This window comes from Martinezella lusitana (genome assembly GCF_900094565.1).
GTDB lineage: Bacteria > Pseudomonadota > Alphaproteobacteria > Rhizobiales > Rhizobiaceae > Rhizobium > Rhizobium lusitanum.
In genome coordinates, this window is record NZ_FMAF01000032.1 from 1 (window position 1) to 16193 (window position 16193).

Sequence of the window (16193 nt, forward strand, 5' to 3'; positions counted from 1 at the left end):
CTACCGGCTCGCCAAGAATCTGAAAGGCTCGCGTTTCGACGTGCGCCACGTCGAGGTCGGCGACGCCGGCAAAGCGCGGCTGAAGAATGACCTTGCCATCGATTGCGTACCGGCGGACGCAGCACTCGACGGCGCCGATGTGGTCATTCTTGCCGTTCCGGATACGGCGATCGGCAAGGTCGCCGCCGGCATCGTCGACAAGCTCAAGCCAGGAACGATGGTCGTCGCTCTCGACGCCGCCGCCCCCTTTGCAGGCCATCTGCCGCAGCGCGAGGATCTCACTTATTTCGTCACCCATCCATGCCACCCGCCGATCTTCAACGACGAGACGGACATGCAGGCCAAGAAGGACCATTTCGGTGGCCTGTTTGCCAAGCAGCACATCGTCTCGGCCCTGATGCAGGGGCCGGAGACCGCCTATGCGCTCGGCGAGGAAATCGCCAAGGTCATCTGGGCACCCGTCATGCGCTCGCACCGCGTGACCGTCGAGCAGATGGCGATGCTGGAGCCGGGCCTTTCCGAGACGGTTTGCGCCTCGCTGCTCGTCGTCATGCGTCAGGCCATGGATGAATGTGTTTCCCGCGGCGTTCCGGCGGAAGCCGCCCGCGACTTCCTGCTCGGCCATATGAATGTTCTCGGTGCCGTGATCTTCAAGGAAGTCGACGGCGTCTTCTCCGACGCCTGCAACAAGGCAATCGAGTTCGGAATCCCCGCCCTGATGCGCGACGACTGGAAGAAGGTTTTCGAACCGCAGGAGATCGCCGAAAGCATCCGGCGTATTACCTGAGGAGATCCTGGGGAGGGCGTCAGTCCTCCCTTCATCACCTTGTCGGGAACGGTGTTTGTTTCGTATTTGGGAGGAGACCATGAAACTGAGTGACATTCATGCGAATGGCACAGGCTGGCTGAAATGACAGAGCTCGGGGGCGCGTTGATCGGTTGCGGCTTCTTCGCAATCAATCAGATGCACGCATGGCGAGACGTCAAAGGTGCCCATATCGTTGCGATCTGCGATCGCGATCCGGAGCGACTGAAGATCGTCGGCGAGCAGTTCGGCATCGAACGGCGCTATACGGATGCGGCCGCGCTCTTTGCCGACGGTGGCTTCGATTTCGTCGATATCGCGACGACGGTGCAGAGCCACCGTACCCTGGTCGAAATGGCAGCCGCGCACAAGATCCCGGCAATCTGCCAGAAACCCTTCGCAAAGACGCTTGATGATGCCAAGGCGATGGTCGATGCCTGCTCCCGAGCCGGTATTCCCCTCATGGTGCATGAGAATTTCCGCTGGCAGACACCCATTCAGGCCGTGAAGAACGTCCTGCTATCGGGCACGATCGGTGAGCCCTTCTGGGGCCGCTTTTCCTTCCGCTCAGGCTACGATGTCTTTTCCGGCCAACCCTATCTCGCCGAAGGCGAACGTTTCATCATCGAGGATCTCGGCATCCATACGCTCGATATCGCCCGCTTCATTCTCGGCGATGTCACTTCGCTCACAGCCCGCACGAAGCGGGTCAATCCGAAGATTAGGGGTGAGGATGTCGCGACCATCCTGTTAGACCACGAAAGCGGTGCGACATCGATCGTCGATGTCAGCTATGCTACCAGGCTCGCAATCGAACCCTTCCCGGAAACGCTGATCGAGCTCGACGGCCCGAAGGGAACGATCCGGCTTTCGCAAGGCTATCGCCTCGAAGTCAACGGCCCCGACGGCATGACCGTCTCTGATGCTTCGCCGCGGCTTTTATCCTGGGCTTCGCGCCCCTGGCACAACATCCAGGAGAGCGTGCTGGCGATCCAGCAGCACTGGGCCGACCGTCTGGCGGATGGCAGCGAGACCTCCACATCCGGGGCCGATAATCTCAAGACTTTCGCGCTTGTCGAGGCGGCCTATGAGAGTGCCGCCAGCGGTCGCGCCGTCGATATCCAGGCAATGCTGCGATGACGACCGGGATCGACCCGTTTCAGCTCTATGGAACGCGCGAGACGGACACGCCGCCGGTGCGGCTGACTGCCGGCAGGCTGGCTGTCGACTTCAAGGACGGCAATCTGCGTACCATCAAGTACGACGGCGCTGAAGTGCTGCGCGCGGTTTCCTATCTTGTCCGCGACCGCGATTGGGGCACTTACGCCCCGTCTATCAGCGACCTACAAATTGATCAGCGTCTGGACGCCTTCGCCGTCAGCTATGTCGCGCGCTGTGCCGGACCTGGCGACACGGAGCTTGCAATTGATGTGCGGATCACCGCTCAGGCGGGTGAACCTCTGATCTTCGAGGCCGAAGCCCTTTCTCGAACCGGCTTCGCGACGAACCGCTGCGGCTTCTGCATTCTCCATCCGATCGTCGGCGTCGCAGGCATGCCGGTTTCGATCGAGCATGTCGATGGCCCCAGCGAGGAGACGCAGTTTCCCGATCTCATCGCGCCGTGGCAGCCTTTCAAAGACATGCGCGCGATCACACACCGCGTGACCCCAAGCGTGACGGCAGAATGCCGCATGGAGGGCGACATCTTTGAAATGGAGGATCAGCGCAACTGGTCGGATGCGTCCTACAAGACTTATGTCCGTCCCCTCGCCTTGCCTTGGCCCTATCGCATATCGGTGGGTGAGCCCATTCGGCAGCGGATCGTTCTCAGTATCCGCGATAGGGGGCACCCATCGATCGCTCCAACATCGCGTTCCGCGGAAAATGGCTCCATCACACTTTCGAGCGGTAGCAGAAGCGGCGTCATGCCACCGATCGGGCTTATCATCACGCCGCAGGAAGCGAAGGCAACGCTTGCGGCCCGCGACAGGCTTGCCGAGATCGGCCCGCAGGAACTGCTGTTCCATTTCGATCCCGACGCCGGCCATGGTGCCGATGCCTTCAAATCCTTCGCTGCCGTCGCCGCGCTTCATTCCGGCGGCTCGACGCTGGAAATTGCATTACCCTGTCGACAAACACCGCTTGCCGAAGCAACGCAGATCGCGAGCCGGATGCAAGCGGCAGGTTTCAATCCCGATGCGATCGTCATTTCTCCTTCCGTCGACCGGCAATCGACACCACCGGGCAGCGAATGGCCGGAATGCCCACCGCTGGAAGAGGTCTATGCCGCCGCACATGCAGCCTTTCCCGGCATGCGTCTCGGCGGCGGCATGCTGAGCTATTTCACCGAGCTCAATCGCAAGCGGGTTCCAGCCGGTCCGCTCGATTTCATTACGCATTGCACCAATCCGATCGTGCATGCGGCTGATGATCTCAGCGTCATGCAGACGCTTGAAGCATTGCCGTTCATTACCCGCTCCGTGCGCGCCATCTACGGCAACAAGCCCTATCGCATCGGCCCTTCGACCATACCCATGCGCCAGAACCCCTATGGCAGCCGCACGATGGACAATCCGGATGGCGGACGCATCGCCATGGCCAACACCGATCCCCGGCACAGCGCCCGTTTCGGCGAAGCCTTCGCTTTCGGCTATGCCGCCCGCGTGCTCGATGTCGGATTGGAATGCCTGACGCTCTCCGCACTGACCGGACCTTTCGGCCTCATCGCCGGCAAGAGCGAACCGTCCCCGGCCGGCGCCACCCGCCCGATCTTCAACTCGGTCGCGACGCTGGCCCGCCTTGCCGGCAGCCAATGGCGCGAATGCATATCGTCCGAGCCGACCTCAGTGCTTGCTTTCGTCACCGCGCGAACCGGTGAGCGGCGGCAACTGCATCTGGTCAACGTCACCCCCGCACCGCGCCGGATCGAACTTGGACCCTTCCGTTCCGTTGACCAGCCCAAAAGCGATGCCCTCACGCTCGGAGCCTACGCGGTCACTTCGGCGACTTTGACGGATTGACGTGAACCCGCAGACGCGCATGTTAGTCCCAACAATCGCAGTGATTTGGGAGGACCGGCGTGAAGACGAAGAAACTGATCAACGAGGGTGCGGCCGCCGTCGACGAGATGCTGGCCGGCATTCTGGCAGCCCATCCCCGCCACCTTCGCGCTCTGGAAGGGTCGCCCCGTTCGATCGTCGCCAAGCATGGGCCGCGGCCCGGCAAGGTCGGCATGGTCATTGGCGGCGGCTCGGGACATGAGCCGAGCTTCCTTGGTTTCGTCGGCAAGGGACTTGCCGATGCAGCCGCGATCGGCAACGTCTTTGCCTCGCCGCCGCCCGACCCCATCATCGAATGCGCCAAGGCCGTCGACGGCGGCGTCGGCGTGCTGTTCCTCTATGGCAACTATGCCGGCGACGTCATGAATTTCGACATGGCGGCCGAGATGGTTGCCATGGATGATGTGGAGGTACGCACCGTCGTCACGACCGATGATATTGCTTCTGCCCCGCCGGAGCAGAAGGAGCGCCGGCGCGGTGTCGCCGGCAACGTCTTCGTCTTCAAGGCGGCAGGTGCGGCTTGCGATATGATGTATGGCTTCGACGAGGTCGAACGCGTTGCGCGATGGGCCAATGAGCGGACTTTTACGATGGGTGTCGCGCTTTCTCCCCCTGCTCCCTGCCGCAGACCCGGAAACCCAATTTCGAACTCGGGGCCGATGAAATGGAGATCGGCATGGGCATTCACGGCGAGCCGGGCGTTGCGCGCGGCCCGCTGAAGCCGGCGGATGAAGTAACGAGCGAGCTGGTTGGTAAGATCCTTCACGAAATGAAGCCCGCCCGCGGCGACCGCGTTGCCGTGCTCATCAATTCGCTGGGCTCGACGCCCCTCATGGAGCTCTACATCCTGATGCGCAAGGTGAAGATGATGCTCGATGAAGCGGGCCTAGTCATCCATTTGTCGCTGGTCGGCAATTACTGCACCTCGCTGGAAATGGCCGGCGCCTCGATCACGCTGATGCATCTCGATGACGAACTCCAGCGACTGATCGATCACCCCTGCGATTGCGCCATGTTCCGCTCCGGTGAGGCCCTGCAATGACGACTGTGACGGTTGAGGATCTGAAAGCGCTGTTTACCCGCATCGCCGAAGCGATGACGCGCGAAAAGGATCGCCTGTGCGAGCTGGACGGCTTAATCGGCGACGCCGACCATGGTATCGCCATGGAACTCGGATTTGCCGCTGCCGCCAAGGCAGTTTCAGGGCTGGATGCAACGACGGCCGATCCGACGCTCGTGTTCAACACGGCCGCCAAATCCTTTCTCAATGCTGTCGGCGCCTCTTCCGGACCGCTCTACGCAACCGCGCTGATGCGCGCCGGCGCATCAGCGAAGGGAAAGTCATCGCTGAACGACGACGATATGGTCGAGATCTTCACGGCTTTCGCCAAGGGGATTCAGGACAGAGGCAAGGCGGAGGTCGGCGAAAAGACGATGGTCGACGCATGGGCGCCTGCCGCGATAGCCTGCCGAGCCGCGCGTGACCGAGGCCAGCCGCTTGCCGCTTGCCTGACCGCCGCCTTGGAGGCTGGGAAAGCGGGAGCCGACGCAACCAAGGAGATGATCGCCGCCAAAGGCCGCTCGTCCCGGCTTGGCGATCGCGCCTTGGGACACATGGATCCTGGAGCCGCTTCGGCGGTGGTGATCATAGCGTGCCTTCATATTCATTTCACGTCATAATGATGATGAGCTCATCATACCAGTTGACATGCTGATATCTATTTGCCAAAACCGCCCTCAGCTTAGCTCGGAGGAGGATTGAAGATGGCTATCAGTTGGAAATATGCGCGTTGGTTCGGCGCGGCTACGATTGCCGCGGCAGCTCTGGTGGGGACCAATGCCGCCGCGGAAGACCTGACGCTGTGGACGCTGAACTTCGACAATGGCGGCGCCAACACCGCCCTCAAGAAGGTGGCAAGCGACTTCGAAGCCGCCAATCCCGGCACTCATATCCAGATCGTCCAGCGTGGGGTCGATGAACACAAGACCGCCCTTCGCGTGGCGGCCGGTTCCAGCAAGGGTCCGGATATCTATTTCAGCTGGGCCGGTCTCGGTCTTGGCGGCGAATATGTGAAGGCCGGCCTGTCGCTGCCGCTGGACAAATATTACACCCAGTACAAGTGGAGCGACGAACTGCTTCCTTCGGCGGCCGCCTTTGCCGACCTCTATCCGGGCGGCAAGCATGGCGTTCCCTTCACCTTCAAGGGTGAGGCCATCTACTACAACAAGAAGCTCTTCCAAAAGGCCGGTATCACTCAGGAGCCGAAGACCTACGAAGAGCTGCTCGCCGACGCGGAGAAGCTCAAGGCTGCCGGAATTCCTGCCTTCACCTTCGGCGGCTCCGTCAACTGGCATGTGATGCGCCTGATGGACGTACTGCTCGAAACCAAATGCGGCGCCGACAAGCATGACGCGCTAATGGCCATGAAGACCGACTGGAACAAGGAGCCTTGCGCCACCGACGCCTTCACCGAATTCGCCAAATGGACCAGCGATTATACGCTGAAACCCTTCATGGGGATCAGCAACCAGCAGTCTTACACGCTGTTTGTCGCCGGCCGCGCCGCGATGATGCTGGAAGGCGACTGGCTTGTCAGCCAGCTGAGCGGCAGCGGCGTCAATCTCGACGATTACGGCGTCGTGCCGTTCCCGACGAACACCAACCGGCTCTACGGCTTTGCCGAATACAACTACGTCAGCACCAAAAGCAAAAGCCCGGACCTTGCCGCCAAGTTCCTCGACTACTTCCTGTCGACCAAGGTCCAGCAGGATCTCGTCGGGCAGGTCAGCTCGATCTCGGTCAACAAGAACGTTCAGTATGCCAACCAAAAGCCGCTCGAAGCAAAATGGCTAGATATCTTCAAGACCTACGGCAAGGTCTACATGAACGGCGACCAGGCCTTCCCGCTCGATGTCACGACGGAGTATTTCCGGGTGATCAACGATGTCGCGGCCGGCAACATCAAGCCGGCGGATGCGGCCAAGCAGCTGCAGACCTTCATCTCGGGCCGCACCTAATCTTCGAGGGAGGCCGCCGCCCCGATCACCGATCGCGGCGGACGGCTTCCCTCACCTTCGTGCCATGCGCCAGCCGTCGCCGGGAGCAATCAGAATGTCACTCCGAAACCGAACCCATGATCCCCGCGTCCAGGCGCTGATCCTGCTCGCTCCGGCCATGCTGATCTATGTGATCTTCGCACTGTATCCGATGCTGAACGTGGTGGTTCTGAGCTTCCAGAAGTGGAACGGGCTTGCCCCGCAACGCCCCTTCGTCGGTCTTGCAAATTATCAATATATCTTCACGCAGGATCCCGTCTTCTGGGTCGCCTTCAGGAACACGGTTATCTGGACGATCATGTGCGTGATCTTCCCGCCGATGGTGGGGCTTCTGCTGGCGCTCAGCCTCAACCAGAAGCTCTTCGCCCGCAACACATTTCGCGCCATCTTCTATTTGCCCGTCATCATCGCGCCGATCGCGGTCGCGACCATGTGGAAGTGGATGTATGATCCGTTCTTCGGCCTCTTCACCGAGATCCTGACCTCGTTGGGGCTGCAGAGCTGGATACAGGACTGGCTCGGAGACAAGAGCGTTGCGCTCTACTCCGTCTTCGTCGCTTATCTCTGGCAGTCGGTCGGTTTCTCCATGGTCCTGTTTCTCGCCGGCCTGCAGAACGTCTCGCAGACGCTGGTCGAAGCTGCACGCATCGACGGCGCAGGTCGTTGGAACATCTTCAGATACGTCACGCTTCCCGCACTTCGCACGACGATCACCATCGTGCTGGTGCTGTCCGTAATCTCATCGCTCAAGGCTTTCGACATCGTTTATGGCCTGACCGGCGGTGGACCGGCGCAATCTACACAGATGCTGGCGCTCTGGGCTTTCACGCAGGCGATGCAGATCTTCGATTTTGGCCGCGGCGCTGCGATCTCCGTCGTCCTGCTGCTGATCACCATCGCCGTCGTCATCCCCTATCTGCGCTGGACGCAAAAGCATGAGGAGGCCGAGCAATGACGGCAACATCGGCGACCTCCATGTCCGACGGCTTCGAGACCGTTGCTGTCGCAAAGCCCAAACGTGACCCTATCCTGATCGCGTTATGGATCACGCTGCTCGTCGTCGCGCTGATCTGGCTGGCGCCCTTCATTTTCATCCTCTTCACCTCGCTGAAGACGCAAGCAGCGGTTACCAGCACGGGGGCTTTCATGCCGCCGACCAATCCTGCCTTCGAGAATTATTCGAACGCCTGGGGACGCGGCAATTTCGCCGGCGCCTTCCTCAACAGCGCCATCATCACCGTCATCAAGGTGCCGCTCGGCCTCATCCTGTCGGCCATGGCGGCCTATGCTCTCGCCAAGATCCGCTTGCGATTTAGCAAACTGTTGCTGCTTCTCGTCGTCTTCGGGACCATGATCCCCTTTCAAGTCATGCTGGCGCCGCTGTTCACGCTCGTCAATTCGCTTGGCCTGATCGACACCTATCCCGGCGTCATCCTCCCCTATATCGCCTTTGGCGTGCCCTATCAGGTCTTCATCCTGCACGGCTTCTTCAAAGGCATCCCGAAGGAGCTGTCCGAGGCCGCACTGATCGATGGCGCCAGCCACTTCACCATTTTCCGCCGGATATTTCTGCCGGTCTGCCTGCCAGTGCTCGCGGCCCTGCTGATCCTGGATTTCGTCTCGACATGGAATGAATTCGCCATGGCGCTGGTGCTGCTGCAGGACCAGCACATGTGGACGCTGCCGCTCGGGCTCATGTCCTTCCAGGGGCAGTTCTCCAACGATTACGGGCAGTTGAACGCGGCAATCGTCATGACCGTGCTGCCGGCAACCATCGTTTATCTGATCTTCCAGCGCTACTTCGTCTCCGGGCTCACCTCCGGCGCGGTCAAGGGCTGAACGGTCAAATCATCCATACATATCGAGGAGAACATCATGTCCAACGCGTCCGTCGAAAAATGGGGTGTCTTCGAGGCGGCCTTCAACGGCCCTTCGGGCGGCAATCCCTATCTCGATGTGGCATTCGATGCCGTCTTCAGCCAGCACAGCCGCGAGATCCGCGTGCCGGGCTTCTATGACGGCGACGGCGTCTATCGCGTTCGCTTCATGCCGGACAATGAAGGCGAATGGTCGTTCCGCACGCGTTCGAAGAGTACAGAACTCGATGGCAAGACCGGCTCGTTCGTCGCCACCAAGCCTTCGGAGGGCAATCATGGCCCGGTGCGCGTGCGCAACAAATTCCATTTCGCCTATGCCGACGGCAAGCCTTTCCTGTCCTTCGGTACCACCTGCTATGCCTGGACGCACCAGCCGCTCGACATGCAGGCGCAAACGCTCGAGACCTTGAAGCAGGCCCGTTTCAACAAGATCCGCATGGGTGTGTTCCCCAAGGACTATCCCTACAACGTCAACGAACCGCTTTACCCCTGCTTCGAAAAGGGTACTGATGGCAAAGAAGATTTCGACAGGCCTAACCCGGTCCTCTTCCGCCATTTCGAAAAGCAAGTCGGAGCCCTGTGCGATCTCGGCATCGAAGCCGACATCATCATGTTCCATCCCTATGACCGCTGGGGCTATGCCGACATGTCGGCCGAGCAGGATTTCCGCTACGTCGCCTATCTCGCCGCCCGTCTTGCCGCCTATCGGAATGTCTGGTGGGCGCTTGCCAACGAATATGATTTCCTTCTCGACACCAAGCCGATGTCGCAGTGGGACCGCTACTTCCACATTCTCGAAGAGAACGATCCCTACGGTCACCTGAAATCTATCCACAACGGCGAGCAGACGATGAATTTCGATCATCGCAAGCCTTGGGTCACGCATACCTGCATCCAGAACTGGGATGTGAAGCGGACCCAGGAATGGCGCGACGCCTACGGCAAGCCCGTCGTCAACGACGAGCCGGAGTATGAAGGCAACATCATCCAGTCCTGGGGCAATCTGACCGCGCAGGAACTGGTCCATCGCTTCTGGATCACCATGACACGCGGCGGCTATGCCGGCCACGGCGAAACCTATTCGCATCCGGAAGACCTCATCTGGTGGGCCAAGGGCGGCGAGCTTCGCGGCGAGGCATGGAAGCGCATCGGCTTCCTGCGCGAGCTGCTGGAACAGGACGTCGTCAACGGCCTCGAGCCGATGGCGGGTGCCGGCGAATGGCCATGGACGCGCGTCTCCGGCGCTCGTGATGGCGATGTCAGCTACATCTATCTCGGTGAACACCAGCCGATCATCTGGTCGACGGGCCTGCCGAAGGACGGCACGGACTATGACGTCGACATCATCGACACATGGGAAATGACGATCAGGCCGGCCAAGAAGGTGGAGGCGCCGATCCCTCACCCGACACGGCACGGCGCGATCGTGCGCGGCGGCAAGGCGGATGCGGCTTTCGGCGTGGAATTACCGGGCAAGCCTTGTCAGGCGCTGCGTATCCGGAAGAAGCATTGATCCAAGGGAAGAATTTCATGTCCGGATTGACCATCAAGAACGTCAGGAAGTCCTACGGCGCCGTCAATATCATCCATGGCGTCGATGTCGAAATCTCGGACGGCGAATTCGTCATTCTTGTCGGGCCGTCGGGCTGTGGCAAGTCGACGCTGCTGCGCATGATCGCGGGACTCGAAGATATTACCGGCGGCGAGATCTCGATCGGCGGACGGGTCGTCAACGACCTGCCGCCGAAGGATCGCGACATCGCCATGGTGTTCCAGAACTACGCGCTCTACCCGCAGATGACGGTCGCGGAGAACATGGGCTTTGCGCTGCAGCTTGCCGGCGCCAAGCGCGCCGAGATCGACCGGAAGGTCGGCGAGGCCGCGAATATCCTCGGGTTGCAGCCGCTGCTGGGTCGCAAGCCGGCACATCTTTCCGGCGGTCAGCGCCAGCGCGTCGCCATGGGCCGCGCCATCGTGCGCGATCCGAAGGTCTTCCTCTTCGACGAACCGCTCTCCAATCTCGATGCCAAGCTGCGCGTGAAGATGCGCGCCGAGATCAAGGCCCTGCATCAACGCCTGAAGACAACGATCGTCTATGTCACGCACGACCAGATCGAAGCGATGACCATGGCCGACAAGATCGTCGTGCTGCAAGGCGGCAAGGTGGAACAGGTCGGCTCGCCGCTGGAGCTTTACGATCGTCCGAAAAATGTTTTTGTCGCGGGTTTTCTCGGCTCGCCGGCGATGAACTTCCTCGAAGGCCGGATCACCGGCGGCGCGACGCCGGCGCTCACCCTGCCGTCCGGAACCCGCATCCCGCTGGCGCACGTCCCGGCCCAGGCAGACGCCCGAGACATCATCCTCGGCATCCGTCCGGAAGACATAGCCTTTGCGAGCGATGAGGGCATCGCCGCGACCGTGAGCGTGATCGAGCCGACCGGTTCCGAGACCCATGTCGCGCTTGAGCTGGAAGGCAGGGAAATCACGTGGGTGATGAGGGAACGCGCCGAGCTTACGCCCGGCCAAGTCGTGCAGATTTCCCTGAAGTCGCCGAACCTTCACTTCTTCGACAAGGTCACCCAGCAGCGCTTGTGAACTATCTGGGCCACTGCGCGCGCATCATCGCGACGTGCGCTTGCGGGCGTCGCTCATGACCAGGAAGACCCGTTTGATGAACGCATCGCCGTCGAATTGCCGCGCAGCGCCCTCGGCAACATGTTCGGGGCGATCGAATATGAAGGCTTCGAGATTGACGACGGGCAATTTCAATCTGGTTCGCACCTCGCCGATCATTGCCGTATGCGTGATCACCAGCTGACAACCGTTCGGCTCGAACCATTCCTGGATACCGGTCGCCGGCATGGACGCCACCGTCAGCCCCTGCTCCGACAGAACAGAACCGATGCGGGAAGCAACCTGCTGATTATCCAGACAGATCAGCACATCGGTTTGGGACTGGGACGACGAATAGTCTGAAAGCATCGGGCGGCCTCTCGTTCAAGCTGAGGCGAATATACCGATTCGGATGTAACGCGGTATTATAAGTTGTTACATTTTGTTGCAGGACAGTGGCTGCCCTGAAAAGCGGTGTTTGTCCGCGAAAAATTACGCGGCAAATTTTAAAAATATGCCGCAACATAACCACACACACGCGATCCCGGAAGGCTGGTTTCCTACGCTCATCGAGATGGAAACAAAAAGGGCCTGCTTTGCGAGAGAACCGCGATGAGGAATCAAGCTGTGCCACAGGCGTGCGCGGCACGCTGATGGGTACGCGCCGCTTTCTCACCAGACGCCTCTGCATCTATGGGTCAGCTGTCTTGCCTGCAATGCCGCCTTCAGCCTCATCGGGGCCGGCCCCCGTCAGTTCATAATCTTCAATCTGCTGACATTGCCGGCATTTTCGGCGAGATCTTTTCAAGACACGTCCCTTCGGGCCGCTGAAAGCCGTCCGTCTCGCCACAAAGCGAGCCAATCAGCGGCAGCCTGTAGACCGCTGATCGGATATCTGATGGACTTGCTCGTCGCATGCTACGCCATGACCGTGTTCGTCGACAATCTGGCGACGGGATCGAGTGTGCTCGGCAGCTTGCGCTGATGCCAGAGAATGCGGCCGGGCTATCTGGAAAAACGCTCCGGCCGGAAATCGGCCAGAAGCGGGTGGCGCTTGCCGGTCGCGATCTCGTCGGCAAGCAACTCGCCGGCAATCAGGCCGAGGGTCGCGCCGCTATGGCTGAAGGCGACGAAATAGCCCGGCAGCGCCTGCAGCTCTCCGAAGACCGGCTCGCCGTCGCCGGGAATGGGCTTGGGGCCGACGCCGTAATCGCCGATTTCGAGCTTAGGATTGCCCTCCAGCACCTTGGAGGCTTCCTGCAGCAGACCTTCGAGCGTCGAGAACTTGATGTCGTAACTGCCGTCCGCATTCACGATGACTTCCTCCTCGGACCATGCAGAATCCAGCGCGAAAGCACCATCCGGCGTGGGCCGGATGGCAACGCGGGGCGTATTGAGCACGGCCTTCAGCGCGTGATCGATCGGCTTCGTCCTGACCAGAAGCGCAATCGGCGTCCCATCGCCGATATGCTGGCCGGCCTCCGCGACGATCGCCGGCACCGCGCCGCCTGCAGCAAGCAGCACCGCATCGGCCTGCCAGCGGGTTCCGTTCGATGTGGTGACACCGCGGACACGGCCGTCCTCGACGTCGATCGTCGCGCGACCGGCATCGGTGACGATTTCGCCGCCCAGCGCCACAAATTCCTCGGCGAGAACGCCGATCAGCAACGGCAGATCGACCCAACCCTCGCCCGGATTGAAGATTGCGCCCTGCGGTGTCACCGAGCGCGCATCGACGCCCGGCGTCGTCCCGGCGATGTTTTCGGGGGCAAGCAATTGCGCGTGATAGCCAAGGTCACGCTCATAGTCGAAGACCGCGGCGATCTCGTTACCGGCATCGTCGGCATCCCAGGTCAGGCCGCCGTCGAAGCGCAGCCATGCGGCATCCGGATATTTGGCAGAAAGCGTGCGATAGCGATCGATACCGGCAAGACGCAGCCGATGATAGGCGTCGGAGCGACGACGCGACGAGTTGAGCCAGGCAAGCGAGCGGCCTGATGCACCGTTTGCCAGCGGGCCGTCGTTGATGATGGTCGTGCGAATACCGAGCCGCGCAAGATGAACCGCTGTTGAAACCCCGAAGATACCGCCGCCGACGACAATGACTTTCGAAGGACGAGTGGGAGCATGCATGTTGAGTAACCTTGTCTACAATGGATGTTGCGATCGAAAGGCTGCCGAAATTCTCGCCAGCCCTGCTTGTCAGAGAACCTCGGCGAGGAAGCGCTTCAGCCGCTCGCTTCGGGGATTGTCGAAGATCTGCCCAGGCGGGCCTGCCTCGACGATGCGGCCCTCGTCCATGAACACGACCTGATCGGCGACCTTGCGGGCAAATCCCATCTCGTGCGTGACGACAGCCATCGTCATGCCCTGACGTCCGAGATTGGCCATCAGATCGAGAACGCCCTTGACCAGTTCCGGATCGAGCGCGCTCGTGACCTCATCGAAGAGAATAACCTCGGGATCCATGGCGAGTGCGCGAGCGATCGCAACGCGCTGCTGCTGGCCGCCAGATAGGCTCGCCGGCCGGTGATCCTTGCGTCCGGCGAGACCGACCTCCGTGAGACGCATCTCGGCGATCCGACGTGCCTCGCCTTTCGGCATCCTCTTGATCTTGGTCAGCGACAGCATGACGTTTTCAAGCGCGGTATGATCGGGAAACAGATTGAAATGCTGGAACACCATGCCGACGCGACGACGCAGGCTTTCCGGCTTCATCGCCAGGATGCTTTCGCCGTCCAGCAGGATGTTGCCCCCCTTGGGTTCGACAAGCCTGTTAAGGCATCGCAGCAGTGTCGATTTGCCGGAGCCCGACGGGCCGATAATGCAAGTCACCGTGCCCTTGGCGATATCGAGGTCGACGCCCTTCAAGACATCGAGATCGCCATAGGACATGCTGAGATCGCTGACCTTGACGGCTCCCCCCGTGAAACGCGCCGCACCGGCACCGTTTGCGGGCTGCGTACCCGACGCTGCCGCCAGTTCAGTGACTTCGACAAGCCCGCTGGCGGCACCCGAGCCCTGACCCTGCCGCCCGAGGCGCAAACGCGCATCGATATAGTTGACAAGATGGGTGAGCGGGACGGTGATCACCAAATAGAAGACGCCTGCAAGTAGCAGCGGCGAGAGATTTCCGGTCACGACTGCCTGGTCCTGGCCGACGCGGAAGATCTCGCGCTCCGCCGCCAATAGCCCAAGAAAGTAGACCAGGCTCGAATCCTTAACGTTGCCGATGAACTGGTTGACGAGGGCCGGCAGGACGCGCCGCACGCCCTGCGGAATGATGATCAGCCGCATCCCTTGCCCGTAGCTCATGCTGAGCGCTCGGCAGGCCTCCATCTGGCCGCGTTCGACGCTTTGAATGCCGGAACGGAAAATCTCGCCGATATAGGCGCCTGCAATCAGGCTGAGCGCGATGATCCCTAACGGAAATGGCGATGGGCCGAAGAGGGCGCGGCCCATGCGTGCGAAGCCCTGACCGATGATCAGGATCGTCACGATTGCCGGCAGGCCGCGAAAGATGTCTGTATAAATGCGCGCCGGCAGGCGCAGCCATCGCGATTGCGAGATGCCCATCACCGCCAGCACCATCCCGATGACGACTCCGAGCACTGTGGAGGCCGCCGCCAGGATCAGCGTGTTCTTCAAACCGACGGTGATCATGCTCGGCAGGACTTCCGCCATCGCATCCCAATCAAGGAAGCTGCGGCGGAGATTTTCTAGCCAGTCCATTCAATTCCCCATGAAATTCTCGAGAGCAGGCGGATGCTCCGCCCGGCAGGCCGGGCGGAGCGCGGCCTTACTTCTTGGGAAGATACTGGTCCGGCATCGGCGAACCCGGGAACCACTTTTCGTAAAGCGTCTTCCAGGTGCCGTCCTGCATCGCGTCATGCAGCCCCTTGTTGAGCGCCACACGGAAGGCATCATTGCCCTTCTTGACGACGAAACCTGCCGGCGCGTCGAAGGACGGAATGTTCACGGCGATCTTCAGCGCGGGATAGCGTTCGCCATATTGCTTGGCGGCTTCATAATCGAGGAAATGCGCAGCGACGGTGCCGTTGTTGAGTGCCGCGACCGCCGAATTATTGTCCGGGAACTTGACCAGGTCCGTTCCGGTAAAATTCTTCGTTGCATAGATCTCCTGCAAGGTGCCCTGCACGACGCCGAGGCGCTTGCCCTTGAGGCCGTCGGCGTCCTTGATCGCGGCGTCGGAGGTCAGAACCGAAAGATAGCCGGCGAGGTAACCGTCGGAGAAATCCACCGTCTTCTTGCGTGCCTCGGTGGTTCCGATCGCCGCGACGGCGACGTCGAAACGCTCATTGGCAACCGATGGCAGCAGGGCCGAAAACTCCTGACCGGTGAAGGTCACCTTGTCCTTCGGAAAGCCCATGCGCGAGACGACGTTGAGGAACAGTTCGATATCGAAGCCGCTGAACTGACCGTCGGCCGTGGTAAAGGCATAGGGCTTGGAGTCGCCCATGGTGCCGACGCTGATGACGTTCGGATCGATGAGATTATAGGGATTGTCGGCCGCGACAGCCGGGCCGACGCTTGCCGCGACGAGATAGGCCAGCACGCCCGCGCGCAAGGGCGCCGCGATGGCTGAGAAGATGCCAGATATTTTCATGTTCGTTCTCCGCTCTGAAAGGATGCTCTTATCGGCATTCATGCATGCTCCGCCCACATCCCTGATCGACTATCAAAAGGGATATCTGGACAAGAGACCGGTCTCAAATATAAAGAGACCGGTCTCACCAGATATTTGTTAACTTGAGATTGACC

Annotated in this window: 13 protein-coding genes and 1 pseudogene; 10 read left to right on the forward strand and 4 right to left on the reverse strand. The window is 60.7% G+C overall.

Annotated elements, in window-relative coordinates:
- The 10 genes and pseudogenes from GA0061101_RS33005 to GA0061101_RS33050 all read left to right on the forward strand — a co-directional run.
- The coding region (locus tag GA0061101_RS33005) for a phosphogluconate dehydrogenase C-terminal domain-containing protein (RefSeq protein ID WP_141694149.1) at positions 1–787 on the forward strand (787 nt) is incomplete at its 5' end.
- Positions 788–910: 123 nt separating this feature from the next.
- A complete protein-coding gene (locus GA0061101_RS33010) occupies positions 911–1945 on the forward strand; it encodes a Gfo/Idh/MocA family protein (RefSeq protein ID WP_037197429.1) in 1035 nt (344 codons plus the stop codon).
- Complete coding sequence (gene apnL, locus GA0061101_RS33015; RefSeq protein WP_037197428.1) at positions 1942–3825, forward strand: D-apionate lactonase; 1884 nt, start codon at positions 1942–1944, stop codon at positions 3823–3825. Before GA0061101_RS33010 ends, apnL begins: the two co-directional genes overlap by 4 nt.
- A gap of 59 nt (positions 3826–3884) precedes the next feature.
- Positions 3885–4906 (forward strand): annotated as a pseudogene (locus GA0061101_RS33020) (dihydroxyacetone kinase subunit DhaK).
- Positions 4903–5544 (forward strand): dihydroxyacetone kinase subunit DhaL, encoded by a 642-nt coding sequence (gene dhaL, locus GA0061101_RS33025; RefSeq protein WP_037197427.1) that lies wholly within the window; start codon positions 4903–4905, stop codon positions 5542–5544. Before GA0061101_RS33020 ends, dhaL begins: the two are co-directional and overlap by 4 nt.
- Positions 5545–5628: 84 nt before the next feature.
- Positions 5629–6882 (forward strand): ABC transporter substrate-binding protein, encoded by a 1254-nt coding sequence (locus GA0061101_RS33030; protein WP_037197425.1) that lies wholly within the window; start codon positions 5629–5631, stop codon positions 6880–6882.
- 94 nt (positions 6883–6976) lie between these two features.
- Complete coding sequence (locus tag GA0061101_RS33035) at positions 6977–7876, forward strand: carbohydrate ABC transporter permease (protein WP_037197423.1); 900 nt, start codon at positions 6977–6979, stop codon at positions 7874–7876.
- Positions 7877–7896: 20 nt separating this feature from the next.
- The gene (locus GA0061101_RS33040; RefSeq protein WP_197072761.1) at positions 7897–8760 is read left to right on the forward strand and encodes a carbohydrate ABC transporter permease; all 864 of its coding nucleotides are present in this window, start codon (positions 7897–7899) and stop codon (positions 8758–8760) included.
- 36 nt (positions 8761–8796) lie between these two features.
- Positions 8797–10311, forward strand: a complete 1515-nt coding sequence (locus tag GA0061101_RS33045; protein ID WP_037197421.1) for a DUF5060 domain-containing protein — start codon at positions 8797–8799, stop codon at positions 10309–10311.
- A gap of 17 nt (positions 10312–10328) precedes the next feature.
- Positions 10329–11393: an ABC transporter ATP-binding protein gene (locus GA0061101_RS33050; RefSeq protein WP_037197420.1), complete on the forward strand. Its 1065-nt coding sequence runs from the start codon at positions 10329–10331 to the stop codon at positions 11391–11393.
- A gap of 24 nt (positions 11394–11417) precedes the next feature.
- Here GA0061101_RS33050 and GA0061101_RS33055 read toward each other — a convergent pair whose 3' ends face one another.
- The 4 genes from GA0061101_RS33055 to GA0061101_RS33070 form a co-directional block, all read right to left on the reverse strand.
- Positions 11418–11780, reverse strand: a complete 363-nt coding sequence (locus tag GA0061101_RS33055) for a hypothetical protein (RefSeq protein ID WP_037197418.1) — start codon at positions 11778–11780, stop codon at positions 11418–11420.
- A 636-nt stretch (positions 11781–12416) separates the two neighbouring features.
- Complete coding sequence (locus tag GA0061101_RS33060; RefSeq protein WP_037197416.1) at positions 12417–13544, reverse strand: NAD(P)/FAD-dependent oxidoreductase; 1128 nt, start codon at positions 13542–13544, stop codon at positions 12417–12419.
- A 69-nt stretch (positions 13545–13613) separates the two neighbouring features.
- On the reverse strand, positions 13614–15143 hold the full coding sequence (locus GA0061101_RS40840) for an amino acid ABC transporter permease/ATP-binding protein (protein ID WP_037197415.1): 1530 nt from the start codon (positions 15141–15143) through the stop codon (positions 13614–13616).
- A gap of 67 nt (positions 15144–15210) precedes the next feature.
- The gene (locus GA0061101_RS33070) at positions 15211–16038 is read right to left on the reverse strand and encodes an ABC transporter substrate-binding protein (protein ID WP_047561427.1); all 828 of its coding nucleotides are present in this window, start codon (positions 16036–16038) and stop codon (positions 15211–15213) included.
- Between the last annotated feature and the right edge of the window lie 155 nt (positions 16039–16193).

Coding starts and splice junctions, on each gene's coding strand:
- GA0061101_RS33030 (WP_037197425.1), top strand. CDS start 5,629: ATGGCTATCAGTTGGAAATATGCGCGTTGGTTCGGCGCGGCTACGATT.
- GA0061101_RS33010 (WP_037197429.1), top strand. CDS start 911: ATGACAGAGCTCGGGGGCGCGTTGATCGGTTGCGGCTTCTTCGCAATC.
- GA0061101_RS33045 (WP_037197421.1), top strand. CDS start 8,797: ATGTCCAACGCGTCCGTCGAAAAATGGGGTGTCTTCGAGGCGGCCTTC.
- dhaL (WP_037197427.1), top strand. CDS start 4,903: ATGACGACTGTGACGGTTGAGGATCTGAAAGCGCTGTTTACCCGCATC.
- GA0061101_RS33040 (WP_197072761.1), top strand. CDS start 7,897: ATGTCCGACGGCTTCGAGACCGTTGCTGTCGCAAAGCCCAAACGTGAC.
- GA0061101_RS33070 (WP_047561427.1), bottom strand. CDS start 16,038: ATGAAAATATCTGGCATCTTCTCAGCCATCGCGGCGCCCTTGCGCGCG.
- GA0061101_RS40840 (WP_037197415.1), bottom strand. CDS start 15,143: ATGGACTGGCTAGAAAATCTCCGCCGCAGCTTCCTTGATTGGGATGCG.
- GA0061101_RS33060 (WP_037197416.1), bottom strand. CDS start 13,544: ATGCATGCTCCCACTCGTCCTTCGAAAGTCATTGTCGTCGGCGGCGGT.
- GA0061101_RS33050 (WP_037197420.1), top strand. CDS start 10,329: ATGTCCGGATTGACCATCAAGAACGTCAGGAAGTCCTACGGCGCCGTC.
- apnL (WP_037197428.1), top strand. CDS start 1,942: ATGACGACCGGGATCGACCCGTTTCAGCTCTATGGAACGCGCGAGACG.
- GA0061101_RS33055 (WP_037197418.1), bottom strand. CDS start 11,780: ATGCTTTCAGACTATTCGTCGTCCCAGTCCCAAACCGATGTGCTGATC.
- GA0061101_RS33035 (WP_037197423.1), top strand. CDS start 6,977: ATGTCACTCCGAAACCGAACCCATGATCCCCGCGTCCAGGCGCTGATC.